The following is a 19464-nucleotide window of genomic DNA, read 5'->3' as shown; positions in this document are numbered from 1 at the left end:
CCATGAAAACATCAATCAAAAAAGTAATGCTGTCATTCGTCGCTTTAGTGTTATTGGCAGCCTGTTCATCGCATCAAAGCCTACAGGAATATTATGTAGACAATTCGGAGAACCCCAATTTCATTTCCATAGACATTCCTGCCAGTATTTTGAATTTGGACAATGAGGCATTGACCCCGTCCGAAAGGGAGGCGATAAGTTCTCTAAAAAAGTTGAACGTATTGGCCTTCAAAAAGACAGCGGAAAATGCAGCGGAATTCAAGGTAGAAAGCGCTAAGGTGAATGCCATCCTCAAATCGGACAAATTTGTTGAGCTGATGAAATTAAAATCAGCCTATGGCAATGGCGTTGTGAAGTATTTGGGAGATGAAGATGCGATAGACGAAGTCATCATATACGGATCCAGCAAGGATAACGGCTTTGCCTTGATCAGGGTATTGGGCAAGGATATGAACCCTGCCCACCTGATGACCTTAATGCAAGCCTTGCAAAAGTCGGACTATAAAGGTGAAGGACTTGGCAGTCTTAAGGATTTTATGAGAGGATAATCAATACATTGCAGCAGTTAAAAAACCTGTATCGATATGTTCGATACAGGTTTTGTTTTTTAGAATCCTAAAGACCTTAATTTTGATGCTTCCAAAGTCTTGCTAAGCCTTGTCCGAATTATTGTCCACCAACACTTGCAGATTGTTCTTGCCAAAATCCAAGGTCCTGATAGGGAAAGGGATATTGATGTTCTGCTTGTCAAAGTGTTCCTTAATAATTTTCATGGCCTTGTGGGTTGCCGCCAATCTATGTTTGTTGTTGGCCATATCAATCCAAAACCGCACTATGAAATTTATAGAGCTGTCCCCAAATTCGGTAAAAAAGAACTCTACGGATTCATCCCCTTTTTGTTCAAAATGGTCACCGATGAGCTTCACCACCAGATCTTCTACATCTTGAAGGCTACTTTCATACCCTACGCCACATGCAACGGATATCCTACTTCGCTCGGATATAGAATAATTGGTAAACGAACCATCTATAAAATTTGAATTTGGGATGATTACATAATTGTTGTCGGGCTGTCTCAGCACGATATTCCGCAGATTGATTTCAGATACAAATCCGGAATATCCATCGGATTCAATAAAATCGTCAATTTTCAATTTGGGCATAAATGACAAGATCAGACCGCCAAAGGTGTTGTTCAAAGTCCCTTGTAGGGCCAGACCAACGGCCAAACCTATAACCCCGGCACCAGCCAAGATACTGGTAAGTACCTTATTGAGTTCCAATACGCCCAGGGCCACAAAGAAACCAAGGAGCATAACTGTCACAAATACTACCTTACCAATAATATCCTGAACGGACTTTTGGCTTATACTTTTCACCAATATTTTTTGGAGCAAGTTTCTAATGATCCTTGCCAAAAAATAAAACAATATCATGACCACTAGGGCCATAACAAAATTGGGGAGTTTTAAAATTATTGCATCCAACCATCCGTCTAATTTGTCCCAAAGTTTTGAGATCGCATCTTCTATAGAGAAATTATTTTCCATTAGTTATTTATTATATGTATTAATATTTGTGTTTTCCAAAGTTGTCGTTTTGGGTGGCTTAGGAATACTTTTACAAGAGAAAAGTATGATACTTCATAAACCGAAAAATTGGCAGATAGGGCCAATGGATTAGATTCTTTCTAGGGAATTCTACAAAAGTGCAGGGAGCAAAAGAATATGGTTACAAGATAAAAAAAAGACCACCTTGAGGTGGTCTTTTTAAAATTTATTTTTGATTCAGACGGAAAGAATTCCGGTAGTTTGGCTATTAAATGCCAGTATAATTGCTCGGAGTAATCGCTTTAAGTTCCGTTTTGATGGTTTCCGATACTTCCAAGGTATCAATGAAACTGGCTATGGATTGTTGTGTTATACTATTGTTTGTTCGGGTAAGACCCTTTAAAGCCTCGTATGGATTTGGGTAGGCTTCTCTTCTCAAGATGGTCTGTATGGCTTCGGCAACAACGGCCCAATTGGCTTCCAAGTCCTGCTCAAACTTATCTTTGTTCAGCAATAATTTGTTCAGACCTTTTAGGGTAGATTGAAAAGCGATCAGGGTATGGCCAAAGGGGACACCTACATTCCGTAGGACGGTACTATCTGTTAGATCTCGCTGTAATCTGGATATTGGAAGTTTTGCCGACAAATGCTCAAATATGGCATTTGCAATTCCCAAGTTACCTTCTGAATTTTCAAAATCTATCGGGTTAACCTTATGTGGCATTGCGGAAGAACCTACTTCTCCAGCTTTTATTTTTTGTTTAAAATAATCCATGGATACGTAGGTCCAAAAGTCCCTATCCAAATCCAGGATGATATTGTTGATCCTTTTTAGGTTATCAAAAAGAGCGGCCATATGATCATAATGCTCAATTTGGGTCGTAGGGAAGGAATGGTGCAGTCCTAACTTATCCTGGACAAAGGTTTTACCAAAATTCTTCCAATCCACGCTTGGATAAGCTACTTGGTGCGCATTGTAGTTTCCTGTGGCCCCGCCAAATTTCGCAGCACTGGGAATATCATTCAACAGATTGAATTGTTCTTTCAATCGGGTCACAAATACTTCGATCTCCTTTCCCAATCGCGTAGGGGATGCAGGCTGTCCGTGGGTCCTGGCCAACATGGGTATAGCGGTCCACTCCTTGGCCAAGTCCTGTAATTTTTTAAGCAGCTCCATATATTGGGGTACATACACCTCGTTTATGGCCTCTTTTATGGAAAGGGGAATAGATGTGTTGTTGATATCTTGGGAGGTCAGTCCAAAATGGATAAATTCCTTGTAAGCCTGAAGGCCTAGGGAATCAAATGCCTTTTTAATGAAATATTCCACTGCCTTTACATCGTGGTTGGTAACCTTTTCAATTTCCTTGATGGCCTGGGCATCTTCGGAATCAAAATTTTTATAGATGTCCCTTAGGGCATCAAATTTTGAAGGATCAAAAGATTGCAGTTGTGGTAAGGGTATTTCACAAAGGGCAATGAAATACTCAATTTCAACACGTACTCTATATTTGATCAGTGCCTCCTCGGAGAAATAGGGGGCCAAAGAAACAGCTTTACTTCTATAGCGCCCATCAATAGGAGATATGGCATTTAATTCGTTTAGTGACATTTTTTAGGAAATTGATTATTTTTTGAAAGGATCAAAGATAGTTATTACCGAAAGAGTTTAAAAGTTTAAAAGGGGCAATGCACAAACAATATCTCTTTATTGATCGGTATTCTTTTAAAAATGGGGTAAATAAAGATGGTCCTTAAGAATCGGGTTGAAAATGAAACTTGGAAATTAGGTTAAACTATTGGAAGTTATATGGATTAAGATAGTGTCCTAATCCACTTTTACCTTAGTGGATATGCATTTTTGGCCTTAAATTTAGTATTTTTCTTATTCAAATTAAGGATATGAAAATAGCAAAGGGAGTAGCTTGGGTTTTATTGTTCGTATTAATAGGGATGCAGTTTTATAGTCCCACAAAAAACAGTGCGATTGGGGAACATACCGCTGTTTTTCTTTCAGAGACCAATCCGCCTAAAGAAGTGCAGCGCATTTTGGAGACCACTTGTTACGATTGCCATAGCAATAATACCCATTATCCTTGGTATAACAATATTGCCCCTGTATCCTATTGGTTGGCAGACCATATAAGGGTTGGAAAAGGACATTTGAATTTTTCTGAATGGGAAAGCTATACTCCCAAAAAGAAAGACCACAAATTGGAAGAGTTGATAGAGGAGGTTGAGGAGGGAGAAATGCCTTTAAAGGAATATACCTGGACCCATAAGGAGGCCAGGCTGACCGCTAATCAAAAGGAAATGGTCATGGAATGGGCCAGAAAATCTAGAATCCTTTATCAATTAGGTCCCCAACCAGAGTAGGCACGCCATTGGCTGCAGTTTCCTCTATAATGATCAGGTTCTTAAAGGCAGTAGGGGACATATTAGGTTTGGGGTCAATAAAATAAATAGGAGTGCGGTCCGGAGCAAAGTGCACCAAACTGGCTGCAGGATATACCTGCATGGATGTCCCAATAATCATAAGCATATCTGCTTCTTGGGTTATTTCTATGGCCTTGTCCAACATGGGCACTTCTTCACCAAACCAAACGATATGCGGTCTTAACTGACTTCCTTTTTCACAGGTATCCCCCAAATGTAGGTCGGATTCCCAATCAATGATTAGGTTTGGATCTATGGTGCTTCTTACTTTCAGCAATTCTCCATGTAAATGAATCACCTGCGAACTTCCCGCCCTCTCGTGCAGATCATCAACATTTTGCGTAATAATGGTTACCTCATAATATTCTTCCAAGAGGACCAAGGCGTTGTGGGCCTCGTTGGGAGATACGGAAAAAAGCTGTTTGCGTCTCTCGTTGTAAAAATTCAACACCAAGCTTGGATTGGAGGCGTATCCGTGAGGGGTGGCAACCTCCATGACATCATGTCCCTCCCAAAGCCCATCGGCATCCCTAAAGGTCTTAATACCGCTCTTGGCACTTACTCCGGCCCCCGTTAGGACTACAATCTTTTTTTTCATAAATATGATCTTGTATATGTTGTTCAGTATAAAAATAGAGTTTTTAGTATATTCGAACTATGATCGATGAGCAACTTTTAAGTTATTTGGAGAAGTTTATAACTTCAGAGCGCAAGGCAAAGTTTTTAAAGATTTTGGCACAGCGCACCAATCATTTAACGGTAGCCATCGAGGATGTTTATCAAATGCACAATACCAGTGCAGTAGTGAGAAGCTGTGATATTTTTGGGATTCAGTCGGTTCATTTAATTGAGAGTAGGTATGGAAAAAGGCTGGATTCTGAAATAGCCATGGGCGCCCAAAAATGGGTAGATGTTCACAGATATAACAATACCACCAATTGTTTGGATCAGCTAAGGGATCAAGGATATCAGATTATTGCTACCACACCGCATAATGATTCCTGTATGTTGGATGAGTTTAAATTGACGGGTAGGACCGCACTGTTTTTTGGTACCGAAAGGGATGGCTTGAGTGAGGAAGTGATGAAAAGGGCCGATGGTTTTCTGAAGATTCCCATGGTTGGCTTTACCGAAAGTCTGAATATCTCTGTCTCGGCCGCCATTATATTGCAATCCCTCAGTGCCAACTTGAGAAGTAGTGAGCTCCCATGGCAACTAACAGCGGAGGAAAAGAAGGAGAAAATGCTGGACTGGACAAAAAAATCCATAAAAAGTATAAATGATATCCTAGAGCGTTACTACAACAATAAATAACAAATATTCACTATATTTAAGTACAATCAAACCAAATTAAAATATGACCACGATACTGTATATTATCCTCGGAATTGTCCTTTTGATCATCATCCTATCCATGATCGGCCCAAAACATTATGATGTTTCAAGATCTATTGAGATTGAAAGGCCCAAAGCAGATGTTTTTGAATATTTGAAGTATTTGAAAAATCAACAAAAATGGTCTCCCTGGGACAAAAAGGAGCCAGATATGGAAAAAAGGTTTACTGGTACGGACGGGGAAGTAGGGGCCATAAGCTACTGGAAAGGCAAAAAAGTCGGGGAAGGGGAGCAGGAAATCACCAAAATTGTAGCAGGCGAGCGTATGGAAGGGGAACTGAGATTTATGAAGCCGTTCAAATCCACGTCTGATTGTTACCTAATTGCAGAGGAAGTTACTCCGCAAAGCACGAAAGTTATATGGGGATTTAAGGGGAAAAATGCATTTCCCATGACCATCATGGCTCTATTTATGAACATGGACAAAATGGTGGGCAAAGATTTTGAAGAAGGCCTACAAGATTTGAAAATAATTCTCGAAAAAAAGTAACTATGGAACATAATATGATCGGTTGGTTCGAGATTCCAGTCACCCATATGGAGCGAGCCAAAAAGTTTTATGAGATCGTTTTTGATCTTACCATTGAGGTGCACGATTTGGGAGGCATTATCATGGGGTGGTTTCCCTATGCGGAAGGAAAAACCGGCGCCTCTGGCTCTTTGGTACAACATGAAATGTATACTCCCAGCGATAAGGCCGGCCCCTTAATTTATTTTTCTTGTAAAGACGTTTCCATTCCACAAGGGAAGATTGAAAAGGCAGGAGGAAAAATAATTCAACCCAAGAAAGAGATTGGAGGGGGACACGGTTTCATGGCCCTGTTCTTGGATACGGAAGGCAATAGACTCGCCCTACATTCGCAGAAATAATATTAAATATAGAATATAGACGCCTCAGCCCTTGCCCAAAATCTCACGGGAATTACACTGGTGCCAATTCCTTTGGAAACGTACATTTTGGTTTCTTTGCTTTTGTACCATCCTTTTACATATCTGCCACTTCCCCCAGGGGTATATAGAACTTTACCAAAAAACGTTATTTGGCCTCCATGTGTGTGTCCGGATAGGATGAGTTTTATGTTGGCTCCCAAGCTCCTGTTGATGCGTTCTATATCGTCTCTGTATCCAGGACAGTGGTTGAGGACTATGGATTCCAAAGATTTGTTCACATTTTTGGCTGCTTGGTAAAAATCTGCTTTGCCACCAATATAGTCATCAAGGCCAATGACATTTAGGGATCTGTTTCCTTTTTTTAGGATACAATTTTCATTGATCAGAAGTTCCCCGTTATGACTTTGGTACAAATTTTTTAGGGCTTGGATATCCACGTCCCCGGAATACTCCACATTGCCCAAAATGGCAACCTTGTAAATGGTCCGATCAATCAAACTTAGGAAGTTGTTCAATAAGGCCATTCTATTGTTGTAGTTGATGGCATCCCCGGTAATAAAAAGTATGTCTGGATGCTCCTGATTGATACGGTGGGCTATGGAATGATGGAAGGTCTTGATTTCATCCAAATGCATATCCGTGATTTGGATGGCCTTTATCTTTTGGTCCTCCCGATCTGAAATATCATAGGTGGTCCAACTGATGATGTATTTTTCAAACCAGAATCCGTCCAGTACCAAGAGGCCAAAAATACCGGTAACCCCGGTGAGCAGTCTTATGACAAAATTCCTCCTATTTATCTTCATGTGTGCAAAAAAAGAAGGCTGATTATGAGCAATCAGCCTGTAAACATTTTAACAAGTGCTGTTTGGGTGTTACTCTTTAAGTTCCAAAAGCACCATATCGTAATCATTGTCCAAGGACACCTTACCATTCTTCACTTCTACCTCGGTATTCGAAAAAGTATCCAATAACTTTGTACCGTCACCAAAAAAGCCTTTTACCTTTATTTCTTTTTTACCTTTAGGAAGGTCCAAACCTACTACGACCTTATCCTTAAAATCGTCATTGCTATAGCTACGGCTGAATACATAGGGCTTTGCAGAAAGCATATTATGGTCGCCTGCACCTATGGCTGGGTGGTTGTTCCTGAACTGGCCCAATTTTTGCCAGTGCTTAAGAATATTCTGTTTTTCTGGAATACTATCCAATTCGCCCCAGTTCATAAAGGAACGCAAAGTAGCATCACCTTGGGTGCCGGGGATGATCAGGTTTCTTGATGATTCATCACCGTAGTATATCTGTGAGGCGCCAGGGGTCAATAACAGGATATTGGCATCGTAATAGGGTGTTTTTCTTTCCTTGTCAAAAGGGTTTCCATCATCATGTGAAGTCAGATAGTTCAAAACACTTTTCCCTTTTAGCTTCGTATTCAAGAGTTCGTGGTATTTTTTAAATACCTTTTCATAGTCCCTGCTTTGGGCGTCATACTTGAGCTCAAAGTTGATAAGACCTTTAAAGCCGTAATTGTAATAATCTACCTTTTTGTCCCCAAAATCGAATTCCCTGCCTCCAGAGATCCCATAATTGTAGACTTCCCCAACCATATAAAAGGGGTTGTTATCCAAAATTTGATCTGGATGTTTCTTTTTCCAGGTTTCAAAGGCATAGGAGGCCTCTTTATACAATTCGGCCCATGCCTGTTCTGTGGAATGTTTTACAGTATCTACCCTAAAGCCATCAATACCATAATCGTTGACATAGTCGGTTAGCCATTTGATGATATAAAAACGTGGTGCTCTGGAGTACCCGGTACGCTCAAAGAACAATTGAAGTTCGTCCAGTTCATTGCTTAAACGTCCTTCTTTCTTCCATTTTGCCAAGAGGGCATCTGGAATTCCAACAGCCTCGTCTGTTTCAGTGCGGATGTCCGGAAGGTTATTGACCAAGGTACAGCTGGTCGTATTCTCATAAGTGGAAAATTGGCACACAGGTTCTGTACGAACCCAATCCGATGGCCAGACCGGATCTTTTTCCGTTACCGGCCCGGTATGGTTCAACACCACGTCCAAAAGAACGCGAATTCCGTTTTTATGGGCAGTCTTGACCAGATTTTCCAAATCTTTTTTGGTTCCAAAATTTGGATCAAGGGCAGTCCAGTCCTTTGTCCAATAACCGTGATAGCCATAGGTCATTCCAGTGCCCTCGTCCGTGCCACCATGGATTTGTTCAACTACGGGGGTGAACCAAATGGCATTGACCCCCAGGTCAGTAAAATATCCCTCTTCAATTTTTTTTGTGATTCCTTGAATATCACCCCCCATGAAACCCCTCAGTTCACCGGTCTCTTCGTCTCTTTCGTAATTGATATCATTATCGGGGTTGCCGTTATTGAAACGGTCCGTGAGTAGAAAGTAGATGTTGGCGCCTTCCCAAACAAAGGGTTTGGAAGCATTGGAATTGGGAATGGAATCTGAAACATTCTTGACCTCCGCAACCGATTGTCTTTTTTCCTCTTTACAAGATATACTAATGGCAATAATTGCAGCGGCAATCAGCAGTTTTTTCATTTCCTACAATTTTGTCTAAAGCTATAAAATGAAATTTGAAAATGAAAATTTATTTCCAAAGGGAAAAAACTTCCAAACCTCCATAAATATTGACAAAAGTTAGAATTTCGGAATGATGGTCCAAAGAGGTTTATCTCTTTCTGTTGAGCACTTTAAACTCTTCATAACAACTACTTATGGCATCCAAAATTTGAAGGTCATTGGCGGTTTTGATAAAGGAACTGGAGTAATTGCAGTTGTTAAGTATATCTTCAATATCCACTTTTTCGATCTGCAGTAATTCAGTGAGAAGTTCGCGATCAAATTTTGAGGCCAAAAGATCCCTGATTTCATCTTCTTCTTTTACCATTCTCAATTTCCTCATTTCTTGGGGTTTTTTTCCAAAGAGGTTTCGCAATAAATCAGCAGGGTTAAGAATGGCCCCTAAGACCTTAGTCACGGCACTGGGGTTTTTGCTTCCTGCCTCATAACTTTTGGAAAGACCGGATATACTGTATTGAAACCCTTCATTAATAGGTAGATTTTTTACATCTATTTCCAAGTATCCCGTGAGTTGGTAGGGCTTAACAATAACCTCTTCCAAGGCATAGGCCAATTCCGTCAAGGCAATTTTGGTGTTCTTAAATTTGAACATGTCATTGGTGACCCTGATTTTTTGGGTTTTGAAACCAAGATAGGAAAGGTAAAGCGTGTCATTTACAGCTGCGGTTATTGAGAACTCCCCCTTTTGGTTGGTGATGGTGCCCTTTACTTGGTTTAGATTGATGACATGGACACTCTCCAGTAGCTCATCCGTTTGGGCATTTACTACGATAGCCGATAATTTTTCAGTGTCGTTGTTATTTTGATTTTCTTGGGCAACACCAAGAAAGTGGAGCATGATAAAGCAAGCAAATAAAAAGTACTTCATTAATCTAAATCCTAATTTCATTCAGTAAACTAAATAAAAAAATACGCCGAAGCGTATTTTTTTAATATACAATTAACTAAAAGAATCCGTTTTTCTTTTTGGACGATTTTCTTCCAGAGTCCTTTTTGCGACTATCGGAAGCACTTCGCTCACGGCCTTTGCCACCGCTGCGTCTTCCGCCGCGATCGCTGTCTCCGCCACCGCTACGTCTTCCGCCGAATGATTCACTGCGTCTTCCACCACTGCGTCTTCCACCGCCTCGACTTCCGCCTCCACGACTTCCACCTCCGCCACCACCAGGGTTCTTGGAGATTTCAACATTGATGAACCTTCCGTCTACCTTAAAATCGGTGAAGGTCTTTAAGATCTGCTCTGTAACAGAGGCATCGGTATTAAAGAATGAAAAACTTTCTTTAACATCTACCTTATAAATATCATCCTGCCCTAAACTCAAGGTATCCCTCAAGAAATCCTTTAAGGACATCCAGTCATAATCGTCCTTTTCACCAATGTTGATGAAATAACGAACAGAACCGTCACTAGGAATCTGGGCTGGTCCGTCAGAATCATTTCTGCGATCTCCGCCATCGGAGGTATTGAGATCCTTGGTTTTGTTGTAATAGTTGAAGAATCGTGTGAATTCAACAGAGACTATTTTTTTGATCAATTCTTCACGGTCAATGCCCTTGAATACGTTATTGATGGCAGGTAAATAACTTTCTACCTCTTCATTGATGGAAGTATCCTTTATTTTGTTGGCCAAATGGTACAGCTGGATTTCACAGATCTCCATTCCTGTTGGGATCTTTTTGGAGATAAATTTCTGGTTGATTTTGTTCTCTATAGCTTTGATCTTACGCAATTCACTACGCGTAACGATAACCATGGAGATACCGGATTTACCAGCTCTACCTGTACGTCCACTACGGTGGGTGTAGGTTTCAATCTCATCTGGCAATTGGTAGTTGATCACATGGGTAATGTCATCTACATCAATACCTCTAGCGGCAACATCAGTGGCCACCAACATTTGTATTTGTTTTTTACGGAAGGAGTTCATGACCAAATCTCTTTGGTTCTGACTCAAATCCCCGTGAAGCGCACCAGCGTTATACCCGTCTTCGATCAATTTTTCAGCAACCCTCTGCGTGTCCCTTTTGGTTCTACAGAATATTACGGAGAAAATATCAGGATTGGTATCGGCCAGTCTTTTTAAGACAGGGTAACGATCCCTTCCGCCAGCTACATAGTATTCGTGCTGTACCGTTGATGCTCCTGAATTTTTGGTTCCCACGGTAATTTCCTGTGGGTTGTGCATAAATTTCTTAGCAATGGTTGCCACTTCTTTTGGCATTGTTGCAGAGAACAACCAGGTATTTTTTTCCTTTGGGGTATTGGAAAGAATATCTTTGATATCCTCCATAAAGCCCATATTCAACATTTCATCCGCCTCATCCAGTACACAATAGTCGATTTTTGAAATATCAACCATTCCACGACCGATCATATCTTTCATACGACCAGGTGTGGCTACTATAATTTGAGCCCCTCTTTTAATTTGTCTTGCTTGATCGGTGATGCTGGCACCACCATAAATAGCTACAACATTTAGGCTTCTCTCATATTTGGAATACAATTGAAGTTCATTGGTGATCTGCAAGCACAATTCCCTGGTAGGAGAGAGGATCAATCCTTGGGTAGTTCTACTGTCTTTGTCTATTTTTTGGATAAGTGGAAAACCAAAAGCGGCGGTTTTTCCTGTTCCGGTTTGGGCCAAGGCTACCAAATCCGTATCATCTTCCAATAAGATTGGAATTGCTTTTTCCTGTACTTCCGACGGGCTTTCAAAACCTAAATCAGAAATAGCATCAATTAGGGACTTATCAAGTCCCAGTGCTTCAAACTTTGTCATAATATGTTAATCTTAATCGCAAATATGAATGTTGCATAGAGCGATTATTCTTTATAACCTATTATACTCAGCGCAACACATGCTATACCAGCGGCATTATTTCAAGCCGCAAAAGTACTGCTAATTATTGACATAGCGTTAATAATTGTGTAATACTTTGAAACCTAGGCCAAACCAGCCTTTGGAAGTATCAATAAAATGAAAATCAAGGGTTTCGCTGTATAAAAATATTCCTTGGAAGTTTTTGATCGGATCCTATTTTAGATTTTTTAAGTAGGCTATCAGTTGTTTGATAGCTTTTCCCCTGTGGCTGATCTCATTTTTAACTGTGATGGGAAGTTCAGCAAATGTTTTATCATAACCTTGGGGTTTGAAGATGGGGTCATAACCAAATCCTTCAGCACCACTTTTTTCCAAGGTTATTTCGCCCAATACAATGCCATTGAACAAGACCTTTTCTCTTTCCAAGTGAAGTGCTATGGTGGTTTTGAATTTCGCCTCCCGATGTGTCTCGCCTTTCAATTCCTCCAATAATTTGTCCATATTTGCCTCCGAGCTTTTTTCGGTTCCGGCATATCTGGCAGAATATACCCCCGGGGCACCGTCCAGAGCATCTACCATAAGTCCGGTGTCATCTGCAAAACAAGGATAACCATAATGTTCTGTCACATAATTGGCCTTGAGGATGGCATTGCCCTCAATGGAATCGGCAGTTTCCGGAATTTCGTCAAAACAACCTATGTCCTCCAAGGAGCGCAGGGTGATATGTTTGGGAAGGAGCAGTTGAACTTCCTTAAACTTGTTCTTATTGTGTGTGGCAAATACGAGTTCCATAATAGTATGCGGTTTTTTTGCAGTCCGAAGTGTATATTGTTACTTATGCGATTGCTCGTGCAAAATTACTAAATTTAAATCCTAATAGATTTTATACTATGAAATTAAAATTGCCCCCCGCTATGATATTTATCGTTTTTGGAGGTCTTATGTATCTGCTGGATCTGTTCTTGCCCGTAGGGGAGTTCGACTTTTTTGGCCGCTTTTGGCTGTTGGGATTTTTGGTGGGTTTGGCCGTACTTATAGGATGTATTTCTTTATATCAGTTTTTTAAGGCTAGGACAACCATAGATCCGCTAAAACCCTCAGGGAGTTCTCATTTAGTTACAAATGGTATATATAAATTTTCCAGAAACCCCATGTACCTGGCGCTGTTAATGTTGCTGTTGGCTCTTGGGCTCTGGCTGGGCAATGTCTTCAATACGCTCCTGGCGGCTGCATTTGTGTCCTATATGAATAAATATCAGATCATTCCCGAGGAAGAGGCATTGGTGAAACTTTTTGGAAAGGAATACGAGCATTATTGTGTTCAGGTAAGACGGTGGTTCTGAATTATCAGGTATCGTGCTTATATGAAATAATATTAGTATATTTGCTTATATTATTATATATTAGCTTTATAGCTTATAAATTATGGTTGCAATTATTACGGGTGATATTATAAATTCTGATCGGTACGAGGTGTCCGAATGGATGGCCGGATTAAAGACCTATTTGTCCACGTTGGGGAATACCCCTAAAGATTGGGACATATATAGGGGCGATGAATTTCAGTTGAAAGTAGACCCCAGTAAGGCGCTAAAAGTTGCTGTTGAAATAAAATCGATGATCAAGCAGTTCAAGGGATTGGATGTTCGCATGGCCATAGGGATAGGGGAGGAGAGCTATAGTGGTGAAGGAATAAGTGAATCCAATGGCAGTGCATACCAATTCTCGGGCAGAACCTTTGAAAACTTGAAACAGCAAAAATTGAATCTGGCCATTGCAACTTCAGATAAGGATACAGACGCGACCCTTAATCTAATATTTAGATTAGCTTTGGAATTTATGGATAGCTGGTCCATTGTTTCTGCAGAAATTGTAGCCTTGGCACTGCAGAGACCAGAATGTTCCCAACAGGAGCTGGCCGATATGCTACAGATCAAACAATCTGCCGTTAGTCAGCGGATGAAAAGGGCAAAAGCAGAACTTGTTTTTGAAGTGCTCAATTTTTATGAAAATACTATAAAGGAAGATAGTTTATGATCTTATTTATCAAGTTGATTTTGGCACATTTAATCGGGGATTTTGTGCTGCAGCCCACCAAATGGGTCATTCACAAAGAGTCGAATAAAGTGAGATCAAAATATCTCTATTTCCATACCCTCATCCATTTTGTCCTTATATTGCTATTGCTGTGGGATATGGCTTATTGGAAATTGGCACTGGCCATTAGCTTATCGCATTTTACAATAGATCTCATAAAACTGTACGCCGGAACATGGACCAAGAAAAAGAATGTCATCTTCTTTGTAGACCAAATCCTGCATCTGTTGGTGCTTTATGTCTGTGCCTATTACGATAATCTTTTGGGACATACCATATCCCTATTCCAGCAGTTGGATTGGGCATTGGTTACTGCTGTGGTATTTGTAAGCTTTCCGGCAGGTGTGATCATGGGCAAACTTTTGGAGGGATTTTCGGATCAGATTCAGATAGATCATAAGTCGCTACCCAATGCGGGGAAGTACATTGGGATCATAGAACGTTTGTTTGTCCTGCTCTTCATTATTATTGGGAGATGGGAGGTCATCGGATTGCTCATCACGGCCAAATCAGTATTTAGATTCAATGACCTCAAAGAGAGCAACAATAGGAAGCTTACCGAATACATTCTGATAGGTACCTTATTGAGTTTCGGTATCGCCATATTAACTGGGTTTCTCTATATCAGTTTACGAGGTGTTTTATAAGGGCATCCATATGAAGAACTTTGAATTTTAGGCGATTGGAATGATATGGCACCATATGGCCCAGTGTCTTGGAAATAGGGAATTCATAATTTTTGCTGTGATTTAAAATGATATTTGCAGTAATTTTGTGAGATTGCTAACACGAAACCCTTTTTAACCGAAAATACCTTAATTGAAGGAATTTAATTTTTACTTTTACTGCTTAAATTTTATACAACAATGGTAGAAGTGGGCAGGAAATATGTATTCGATTTTGACAGTACGCTTACTAGGGTAGAGGCATTGGATGTGTTGGCGGAAATTACCCTAAATGGTAAATCCAACAAAAATGAAATCATCCATGAGATCCAAAAAATCACCAATCTAGGCATAGATGGAGATATTTCTTTTACAGAATCACTGGAGCGTCGCATTAAATTATTGAACGCCCATAAGAATGATCTAGAGCCATTGGTAACAGAACTTCGTCAGAAAATTTCCAAATCCATAGCCTCCAACAAAGAATTTTTCCATAATTTCTCAGAGGATATCTATGTTATTTCCTGTGGATTCAAGGAGTTTATTGATCCTATTGTGGAAGAATACAATATCCCCTCCAACAGGGTCTATGCCAATACCTTCAAATTTGATGCAGATGGATTTATCATCGGCTTTGATGAAGCCAATGTCTTGGCTTCCCATAACGGTAAGATAGAATGCCTACGGAGCTTAAATTTGGAAGGTGAAGTACAAGTAATCGGAGATGGATACAGCGACTACGTTATGCGGGAAGCTGGAATCGCCGATAAATTTTTTGCATATACAGAAAACGTTTCCCGTGAAAAGGCCACCAGAAAAGCCGATCACGTTACACCTAACCTAGATGAATTTTTATTTGTGAACGACTTACCAAGAAAAATATCCTATCCTAAAAATAGAATCAAAATTCTATTATTGGAAAATGTACATCAGGCAGCATTTGAAAACCTTTCAAATGAAGGCTTTACCGTAGAATTAGTAAAAAGCAGTCTTTCTGAAGATGAGTTGATCGAAAAGATCAAGGGTGTTCATGTTTTGGGAATCAGATCGAAAACCCAGGTCACCAAAAAAGTTTTGGATGCCGCCGATAAATTGATGGTCGTCGGAGCGTTTTGTATAGGTACCACCCAAATAGATCTGGATAATTGTAGGCGAAAGGGTGTTGTGGTATTCAACGCCCCTTATAGCAATACCCGCTCCGTTGTAGAGTTGGCCATTGGTCAGATCATTATGTTGATGCGTAGTGTTTTTCCAAGAAGTATGGAAATACACCAAGGCCAATGGAACAAGACAGCTGCCAATTCAAGAGAGGTAAGGGGTAAGAACCTTGGTATTGTAGGGTACGGTAATATTGGCAAACAATTATCCGTCCTGGCCGAAGCCATCGGTATGCGTGTCTATTACTATGACGTTGCGGATCAATTGGCTCTGGGGAACGCCATCAGGTGCAATTCTTTGGAAGACCTGTTGAACGTATCGGATGTGGTGACCCTCCATATAGATGACAATAAGGCCAATAACAATTTTATCGGAGAAAGGGAAATCAACCAAATGAAGGATGGCGCAATGCTGATCAACCTTGCGAGAGGTTTTGTCGTGGACATTCCTGCCCTGGTCAATGGTCTTAAAAGCGGTAAATTGGGTGGAGCCGCAGTAGATGTATATCCGGAAGAGCCTAGATCCAATGGTGAGTTTATTACAGAACTACAGGGAATACCCAATGTGATATTGACACCTCATGTGGGAGGTAGTACAGAGGAGGCACAAAGGGATATAGCTGACTTTGTCCCCAACAAAATAATGGATTACATCAATTCTGGGAACACGGTAGATGCCGTGAATTTCCCCAATATTAGATTGCCAAAACAAAACAATGCCCATAGATTTTTGCATATTCACAAGAATGTACCGGGTATTATGGCCAAAATCAATGAGGTGTTGGCCAGATATGAAATGAATATAACCGGTCAGTACCTTTCCACGGACAACGAAGTAGGTTATGTAATTTCGGATTTGGACAAAGAATATAACAAAGAAGTGATCAAAGCACTTAAGAAGATAGACAATACTATTAAATTTAGAGTGCTTTATTAAACTGGTATATCATAGGTAATGCGCCTATGCAACAAATGAGCCCTATCTCCGCCAATATTTATTATTGATGGTGATAGGGTTCGTTTTTTAGGATGGTGAAAGCCCTGTAAATTTGTTCAACAATGAACAGGCGTACCATTTGATGGGAAAAGGTCATCTTGGACAAGCTCAATTTCCCTTGTGCCTTATGATAGATGGCCTCGCTAAACCCATAAGGACCACCAATTACAATGACCATTCTTTTGATTCCCGCGTTCATTTTCTTTTGCAGGTAGTTGGAAAATTCGATGGAGGTATATTGTTTCCCGTGCTCGTCCAAAAGGACCAGCACATCTGTGGGCTGTAATCGTTTTAAGATCGCTTCCCCTTCTTTCTCCTTTTGCTGAATCTCCGATAAGTTTTTTACATTTTTGATATCGGGAATAATTTCGAGCTCAAACTTTATGTAATGCCTCAATCGTTGCTCATATTCAGTGATTAATTCCTGTAAATGAGTACTATCGGTTTTTCCTATTGCCAGAAGTTTTATCGTCATTCGCCAAAGTTAAGACTTACAAAAATATCTTTCCCAATGTTGCATTTCAATTTTGGGATATGTTTTTACTAAATTAGCATCAACCAAAAAAAAGCTATGATTTCTGAAGCCCAATTTCAACGAGAGATAGATTTAATTATCAGTAATGCCATTAGAGAAGATGTAGGCGATGGTGATCATAGTTCCTTGGCCTGTATTCCCAGTTCTGCCCAAGGAAAGGCAAAATTGTTGGTGAAGGACCAGGGTATTATTGCCGGGGTCGAATTTGCCAAAAAAGTTTTTCATTTTGTAGATGAGGAGCTTCGGATCGAGACTTTTATAACAGATGGACAAAAGGTAAAATATGGGGATATTGTCTTTCATGTCAGCGGAAGCTCTCAGAGTATTTTAAAGGCAGAGCGCTTAGTGCTCAATGCCATGCAGCGGATGAGTGCCATTGCGACCAAGACTAATACTTATGTAAGGTTGTTGGAAGGTACAAAAACCAAGATTTTGGATACCCGAAAAACCACCCCAGGATTGCGTGCCGCAGAAAAGTGGGCTGTAAAAATAGGGGGAGGGGAGAACCATAGATTCGCGCTATATGACATGATCATGCTCAAGGACAATCATATAGACTTTGCCGGTGGGATTACCCAAGCCATACATAAAACCAAACAATACCTTACAGATACCGGAAGGGATTTGAGGATCATTGTTGAGGCTAGAAACCTGAATGAGGTGTCCGAAATTTTGGCATCAGGGGGTATTTACAGAATTTTATTGGACAATTTCAATTTTGAGGACACGGTAAAGGCGGTAAAACTTATTGGAGATTCTTGTTTGACGGAGTCTTCGGGTGGTATCAATGAGAAGACCATCCGCAAATATGCAGAATGTGGTGTAGATTTTATTTCCTCTGGTGCCCTGACCCATTCCGTATATAATATGGACTTAAGTCTTAAAGCGATATAGATGTCAGAGGAGATAGAACGCAAACTCAGTAGAATTCCAGTTATTGGCCGCTTGGTGGAACTTTTGAAAATTGTAAAGCTACCAGGATTTGAGGGTCTGTCTTTTTATGATCTTATTGAGATGTATTTTCTTGGTATCATCAGGGGAGCTCTTTCTACTAGAGCGAGTTCCATTTCTTTTAGTCTTTTTATGGCCCTATTTCCACTACTTATTTTTTTGGTCACCTTAGTGCCTTTTATCATCCCTTTGGTCAACGTGGGCGAAAATGATTTTGATACCCAATTGTTGATGTTCCTGGAGGCTTTTCTGCCAACGGCCACCGGAGACTATTTTAGCGAGATCTATCAACAGATAAAAGATCAGAAACAGGGAGGGCTGTTGTCATCAGCCTTCTTAATTTCCATTTTGTTGGTCGCCAACGGTGTCAACGCCATATTTGATGGATTTGAAAATTCTTACCACGTAAACCTGACCAGAAGTTTTTTTAGATCGTATGCCTATGCCTTGATGGTAGGGGTTGTTTTGTCCGTGCTCCTTATCGTAGGGGCTATTGTGTTCATTTATTTTGAATTTTACATTTTGGATTATGTAGGCGCTTTGGCAGCGAGGTCCAGAGGCTACGAGATTGATGAGGGCGACATCTTTTTGGTGGAGCTGGGTAAATTATTGTTTTTTACATTATTGACCTATTTGATAACGGCTATACTGTATTATTTTGGTACTGCTGAAGGTAAGGAAGCCAGATTTTTCTCCGCTGGCGCCATCATGACCACATTATTATTTTTGTTAACCTCCTATCTATTTGGGATTTACGTTGAGAAAATATCCAGATATAATGAATTGTATGGTGCTTTGGGAGGATTATTGATTTTAATGATTTTTATCTGGTTAAATTCCAATATCTTGCTACTTGGATTTGAATTGAATGCAACCCTGAATTACTTGCGAAAAAAAATAAACTTATATGAAAGGAATATGTAAAATGCTATTGTTTGCCATGGCAATGATATGCATGCAGTTTGGAAATGCACAAACTGTCTTTGGCAAATGGAAGACCATAGATGATAGAAACGGACAGCCCAAGGCCATTATCAAAGTCTATAAGGAAGGGAATAAGATGCAAGGTGTTGTTCAGAAAATCCTTGAAGAAGGCAGGGAAAATGCCAAATGCGTAAAGTGCGAAGGGGAGCTTAAGGATAAGGCCATTGTTGGCATGAAAATTATAGAAGATGTAGAAGAGGAAGGAGATGGAGTTTGGAAGGGCAAGACCCTCTTCGATCCAGAACAGGCCATGACCTTTAGGTGCAAGATCTGGTTAAATCCAAATAATCCCAATGAATTAATGGTAAGGGGATATTTGGCCTTTATTTACAGAACGCAAACCTGGCTAAGGGTTCTGGAATAAGATCAATT

21 protein-coding genes are annotated in these 19464 nt (G+C 40.3%); 12 read left to right on the top strand and 9 right to left on the bottom strand.

Going from position 1 to position 19464, the window contains the following annotated elements; translation table 11 throughout:
- The first annotated feature begins 2 nt into the window (after nucleotides 1-2).
- Nucleotides 3-548, top strand: a complete 546-nt coding sequence (locus tag WAA86_RS12615) for a DUF4252 domain-containing protein (RefSeq protein WP_337301374.1) — start codon at nucleotides 3-5, stop codon at nucleotides 546-548.
- A gap of 102 nt (nucleotides 549-650) precedes the next feature.
- Here the strand turns inward: WAA86_RS12615 and WAA86_RS12610 are convergent, their stop codons facing one another.
- Both WAA86_RS12610 and purB read right to left on the bottom strand, forming a co-directional pair.
- Nucleotides 651-1550, bottom strand: coding sequence for a mechanosensitive ion channel family protein (locus tag WAA86_RS12610; protein WP_337301373.1), 900 nt, complete (start codon nucleotides 1548-1550; stop codon nucleotides 651-653).
- Between the two features lie 268 nt (nucleotides 1551-1818).
- Nucleotides 1819-3162: an adenylosuccinate lyase gene (purB, locus tag WAA86_RS12605; RefSeq protein ID WP_337301372.1), complete on the bottom strand. Its 1344-nt coding sequence runs from the start codon at nucleotides 3160-3162 to the stop codon at nucleotides 1819-1821.
- Nucleotides 3163-3452: 290 nt separating this feature from the next.
- On the opposite strand from purB, the gene WAA86_RS12600 reads away from it, so the two are divergent.
- Nucleotides 3453-3926 carry a heme-binding domain-containing protein gene (locus tag WAA86_RS12600; protein ID WP_337301371.1) on the top strand — a complete coding sequence of 158 codons (474 nt, stop codon included), beginning with the start codon at nucleotides 3453-3455 and terminating at the stop codon, nucleotides 3924-3926.
- Here WAA86_RS12600 and WAA86_RS12595 read toward each other — a convergent pair.
- Nucleotides 3889-4584 (bottom strand): SIR2 family NAD-dependent protein deacylase, encoded by a 696-nt coding sequence (locus WAA86_RS12595; protein WP_337301370.1) that lies wholly within the window; start codon nucleotides 4582-4584, stop codon nucleotides 3889-3891. The two genes, WAA86_RS12600 and WAA86_RS12595, sit on opposite strands and share 38 nt — an antisense overlap.
- Nucleotides 4585-4643: 59 nt before the next feature.
- Here WAA86_RS12595 and WAA86_RS12590 point away from each other — a divergent pair, with 59 nt between their 5' ends.
- Genes WAA86_RS12590 through WAA86_RS12580 form a run of 3 tightly spaced genes read left to right on the top strand, consistent with a single transcriptional unit; the run spans nucleotide 4644 to nucleotide 6251 of the window.
- A complete protein-coding gene (locus WAA86_RS12590) occupies nucleotides 4644-5300 on the top strand; it encodes a TrmH family RNA methyltransferase (RefSeq protein ID WP_337301369.1) in 657 nt (218 codons plus the stop codon).
- A gap of 43 nt (nucleotides 5301-5343) precedes the next feature.
- Nucleotides 5344-5871: an SRPBCC family protein gene (locus tag WAA86_RS12585; RefSeq protein WP_337301368.1), complete on the top strand. Its 528-nt coding sequence runs from the start codon at nucleotides 5344-5346 to the stop codon at nucleotides 5869-5871.
- Between the two features lie 2 nt (nucleotides 5872-5873).
- Nucleotides 5874-6251 carry a VOC family protein gene (locus tag WAA86_RS12580; protein ID WP_337301367.1) on the top strand — a complete coding sequence of 126 codons (378 nt, stop codon included), beginning with the start codon at nucleotides 5874-5876 and terminating at the stop codon, nucleotides 6249-6251.
- Between the two features lie 2 nt (nucleotides 6252-6253).
- On the opposite strand, the gene WAA86_RS12575 is transcribed toward WAA86_RS12580, so the two are convergent.
- From WAA86_RS12575 to WAA86_RS12555, 5 genes are all read right to left on the bottom strand, one after another.
- A complete protein-coding gene (locus WAA86_RS12575; RefSeq protein ID WP_337301366.1) occupies nucleotides 6254-7078 on the bottom strand; it encodes a metallophosphoesterase in 825 nt (274 codons plus the stop codon).
- 69 nt (nucleotides 7079-7147) lie between these two features.
- The gene (locus tag WAA86_RS12570) at nucleotides 7148-8842 is read right to left on the bottom strand and encodes an alpha-amylase family glycosyl hydrolase (RefSeq protein WP_337301365.1); all 1695 of its coding nucleotides are present in this window, start codon (nucleotides 8840-8842) and stop codon (nucleotides 7148-7150) included.
- Nucleotides 8843-8972: 130 nt separating this feature from the next.
- Nucleotides 8973-9752 carry a carboxypeptidase-like regulatory domain-containing protein gene (locus WAA86_RS12565; RefSeq protein WP_337301364.1) on the bottom strand — a complete coding sequence of 260 codons (780 nt, stop codon included), beginning with the start codon at nucleotides 9750-9752 and terminating at the stop codon, nucleotides 8973-8975.
- 76 nt (nucleotides 9753-9828) lie between these two features.
- Nucleotides 9829-11664, bottom strand: coding sequence for a DEAD/DEAH box helicase (locus tag WAA86_RS12560; RefSeq protein WP_337301363.1), 1836 nt, complete (start codon nucleotides 11662-11664; stop codon nucleotides 9829-9831).
- Nucleotides 11665-11919: 255 nt separating this feature from the next.
- Entirely contained in the window at nucleotides 11920-12498 is a 579-nt protein-coding gene (locus WAA86_RS12555; protein WP_337301362.1) for a non-canonical purine NTP diphosphatase, read from the bottom strand.
- 122 nt (nucleotides 12499-12620) lie between these two features.
- Between WAA86_RS12555 and WAA86_RS12550 the strand changes: the two genes are divergently transcribed.
- From WAA86_RS12550 to serA, 4 genes are all read left to right on the top strand, one after another.
- A complete protein-coding gene (locus WAA86_RS12550; RefSeq protein WP_337301361.1) occupies nucleotides 12621-13049 on the top strand; it encodes a methyltransferase family protein in 429 nt (142 codons plus the stop codon).
- A gap of 82 nt (nucleotides 13050-13131) precedes the next feature.
- Nucleotides 13132-13743: a SatD family protein gene (locus WAA86_RS12545; RefSeq protein WP_337301360.1), complete on the top strand. Its 612-nt coding sequence runs from the start codon at nucleotides 13132-13134 to the stop codon at nucleotides 13741-13743.
- Entirely contained in the window at nucleotides 13740-14450 is a 711-nt protein-coding gene (locus tag WAA86_RS12540; protein ID WP_337301359.1) for a DUF3307 domain-containing protein, read from the top strand. Before WAA86_RS12545 ends, WAA86_RS12540 begins: the two co-directional genes overlap by 4 nt.
- 219 nt (nucleotides 14451-14669) lie before the next feature.
- A complete protein-coding gene (serA, locus tag WAA86_RS12535) occupies nucleotides 14670-16562 on the top strand; it encodes a phosphoglycerate dehydrogenase (protein WP_337301358.1) in 1893 nt (630 codons plus the stop codon).
- A 61-nt stretch (nucleotides 16563-16623) separates the two neighbouring features.
- On the opposite strand, the gene rlmH is transcribed toward serA, so the two are convergent.
- A complete protein-coding gene (gene rlmH, locus WAA86_RS12530) occupies nucleotides 16624-17097 on the bottom strand; it encodes a 23S rRNA (pseudouridine(1915)-N(3))-methyltransferase RlmH (RefSeq protein WP_337301357.1) in 474 nt (157 codons plus the stop codon).
- A 96-nt stretch (nucleotides 17098-17193) separates the two neighbouring features.
- On the opposite strand from rlmH, the gene nadC reads away from it, so the two are divergent.
- The 3 genes from nadC to WAA86_RS12515 are packed head-to-tail and all read left to right on the top strand — an operon-like array spanning nucleotide 17194 to nucleotide 19456.
- The gene (gene nadC, locus WAA86_RS12525; RefSeq protein WP_337301356.1) at nucleotides 17194-18051 is read left to right on the top strand and encodes a carboxylating nicotinate-nucleotide diphosphorylase; all 858 of its coding nucleotides are present in this window, start codon (nucleotides 17194-17196) and stop codon (nucleotides 18049-18051) included.
- On the top strand, nucleotides 18052-19032 hold the full coding sequence (locus WAA86_RS12520) for a YihY/virulence factor BrkB family protein (RefSeq protein ID WP_337301355.1): 981 nt from the start codon (nucleotides 18052-18054) through the stop codon (nucleotides 19030-19032).
- Nucleotides 19016-19456, top strand: a complete 441-nt coding sequence (locus WAA86_RS12515; protein ID WP_337301354.1) for a DUF2147 domain-containing protein — start codon at nucleotides 19016-19018, stop codon at nucleotides 19454-19456. The genes WAA86_RS12520 and WAA86_RS12515 overlap by 17 nt, the downstream gene beginning before the upstream one ends.
- Nucleotides 19457-19464: the final 8 nt, after the last annotated feature.

This window comes from Sediminicola sp. 1XM1-17 (genome assembly GCF_037203765.1).
Classification (GTDB): domain Bacteria; phylum Bacteroidota; class Bacteroidia; order Flavobacteriales; family Flavobacteriaceae; genus Sediminicola.
This window is presented reverse-complemented; position numbering and strand designations above follow the sequence as displayed.

Excerpts from the sequence above, each read along its gene's own strand:
- nadC (WP_337301356.1), top strand. The coding sequence starts at position 17,194 with ATGATTTCTGAAGCCCAATTTCAACGAGAGATAGATTTAATTATCAGT.
- WAA86_RS12560 (WP_337301363.1), bottom strand. The coding sequence starts at position 11,664 with ATGACAAAGTTTGAAGCACTGGGACTTGATAAGTCCCTAATTGATGCT.
- WAA86_RS12550 (WP_337301361.1), top strand. The coding sequence starts at position 12,621 with ATGATATTTATCGTTTTTGGAGGTCTTATGTATCTGCTGGATCTGTTC.
- WAA86_RS12580 (WP_337301367.1), top strand. The coding sequence starts at position 5,874 with ATGGAACATAATATGATCGGTTGGTTCGAGATTCCAGTCACCCATATG.
- WAA86_RS12595 (WP_337301370.1), bottom strand. The coding sequence starts at position 4,584 with ATGAAAAAAAAGATTGTAGTCCTAACGGGGGCCGGAGTAAGTGCCAAG.
- WAA86_RS12540 (WP_337301359.1), top strand. The coding sequence starts at position 13,740 with ATGATCTTATTTATCAAGTTGATTTTGGCACATTTAATCGGGGATTTT.
- WAA86_RS12565 (WP_337301364.1), bottom strand. The coding sequence starts at position 9,752 with ATGAAGTACTTTTTATTTGCTTGCTTTATCATGCTCCACTTTCTTGGT.
- WAA86_RS12555 (WP_337301362.1), bottom strand. The coding sequence starts at position 12,498 with ATGGAACTCGTATTTGCCACACACAATAAGAACAAGTTTAAGGAAGTT.
- WAA86_RS12610 (WP_337301373.1), bottom strand. The coding sequence starts at position 1,550 with ATGGAAAATAATTTCTCTATAGAAGATGCGATCTCAAAACTTTGGGAC.
- WAA86_RS12545 (WP_337301360.1), top strand. The coding sequence starts at position 13,132 with ATGGTTGCAATTATTACGGGTGATATTATAAATTCTGATCGGTACGAG.
- WAA86_RS12575 (WP_337301366.1), bottom strand. The coding sequence starts at position 7,078 with ATGAAGATAAATAGGAGGAATTTTGTCATAAGACTGCTCACCGGGGTT.
- WAA86_RS12585 (WP_337301368.1), top strand. The coding sequence starts at position 5,344 with ATGACCACGATACTGTATATTATCCTCGGAATTGTCCTTTTGATCATC.
- rlmH (WP_337301357.1), bottom strand. The coding sequence starts at position 17,097 with ATGACGATAAAACTTCTGGCAATAGGAAAAACCGATAGTACTCATTTA.
- WAA86_RS12600 (WP_337301371.1), top strand. The coding sequence starts at position 3,453 with ATGAAAATAGCAAAGGGAGTAGCTTGGGTTTTATTGTTCGTATTAATA.
- WAA86_RS12570 (WP_337301365.1), bottom strand. The coding sequence starts at position 8,842 with ATGAAAAAACTGCTGATTGCCGCTGCAATTATTGCCATTAGTATATCT.
- purB (WP_337301372.1), bottom strand. The coding sequence starts at position 3,162 with ATGTCACTAAACGAATTAAATGCCATATCTCCTATTGATGGGCGCTAT.
- WAA86_RS12515 (WP_337301354.1), top strand. The coding sequence starts at position 19,016 with ATGAAAGGAATATGTAAAATGCTATTGTTTGCCATGGCAATGATATGC.
- WAA86_RS12615 (WP_337301374.1), top strand. The coding sequence starts at position 3 with ATGAAAACATCAATCAAAAAAGTAATGCTGTCATTCGTCGCTTTAGTG.
- WAA86_RS12520 (WP_337301355.1), top strand. The coding sequence starts at position 18,052 with ATGTCAGAGGAGATAGAACGCAAACTCAGTAGAATTCCAGTTATTGGC.
- WAA86_RS12590 (WP_337301369.1), top strand. The coding sequence starts at position 4,644 with ATGATCGATGAGCAACTTTTAAGTTATTTGGAGAAGTTTATAACTTCA.
- serA (WP_337301358.1), top strand. The coding sequence starts at position 14,670 with ATGGTAGAAGTGGGCAGGAAATATGTATTCGATTTTGACAGTACGCTT.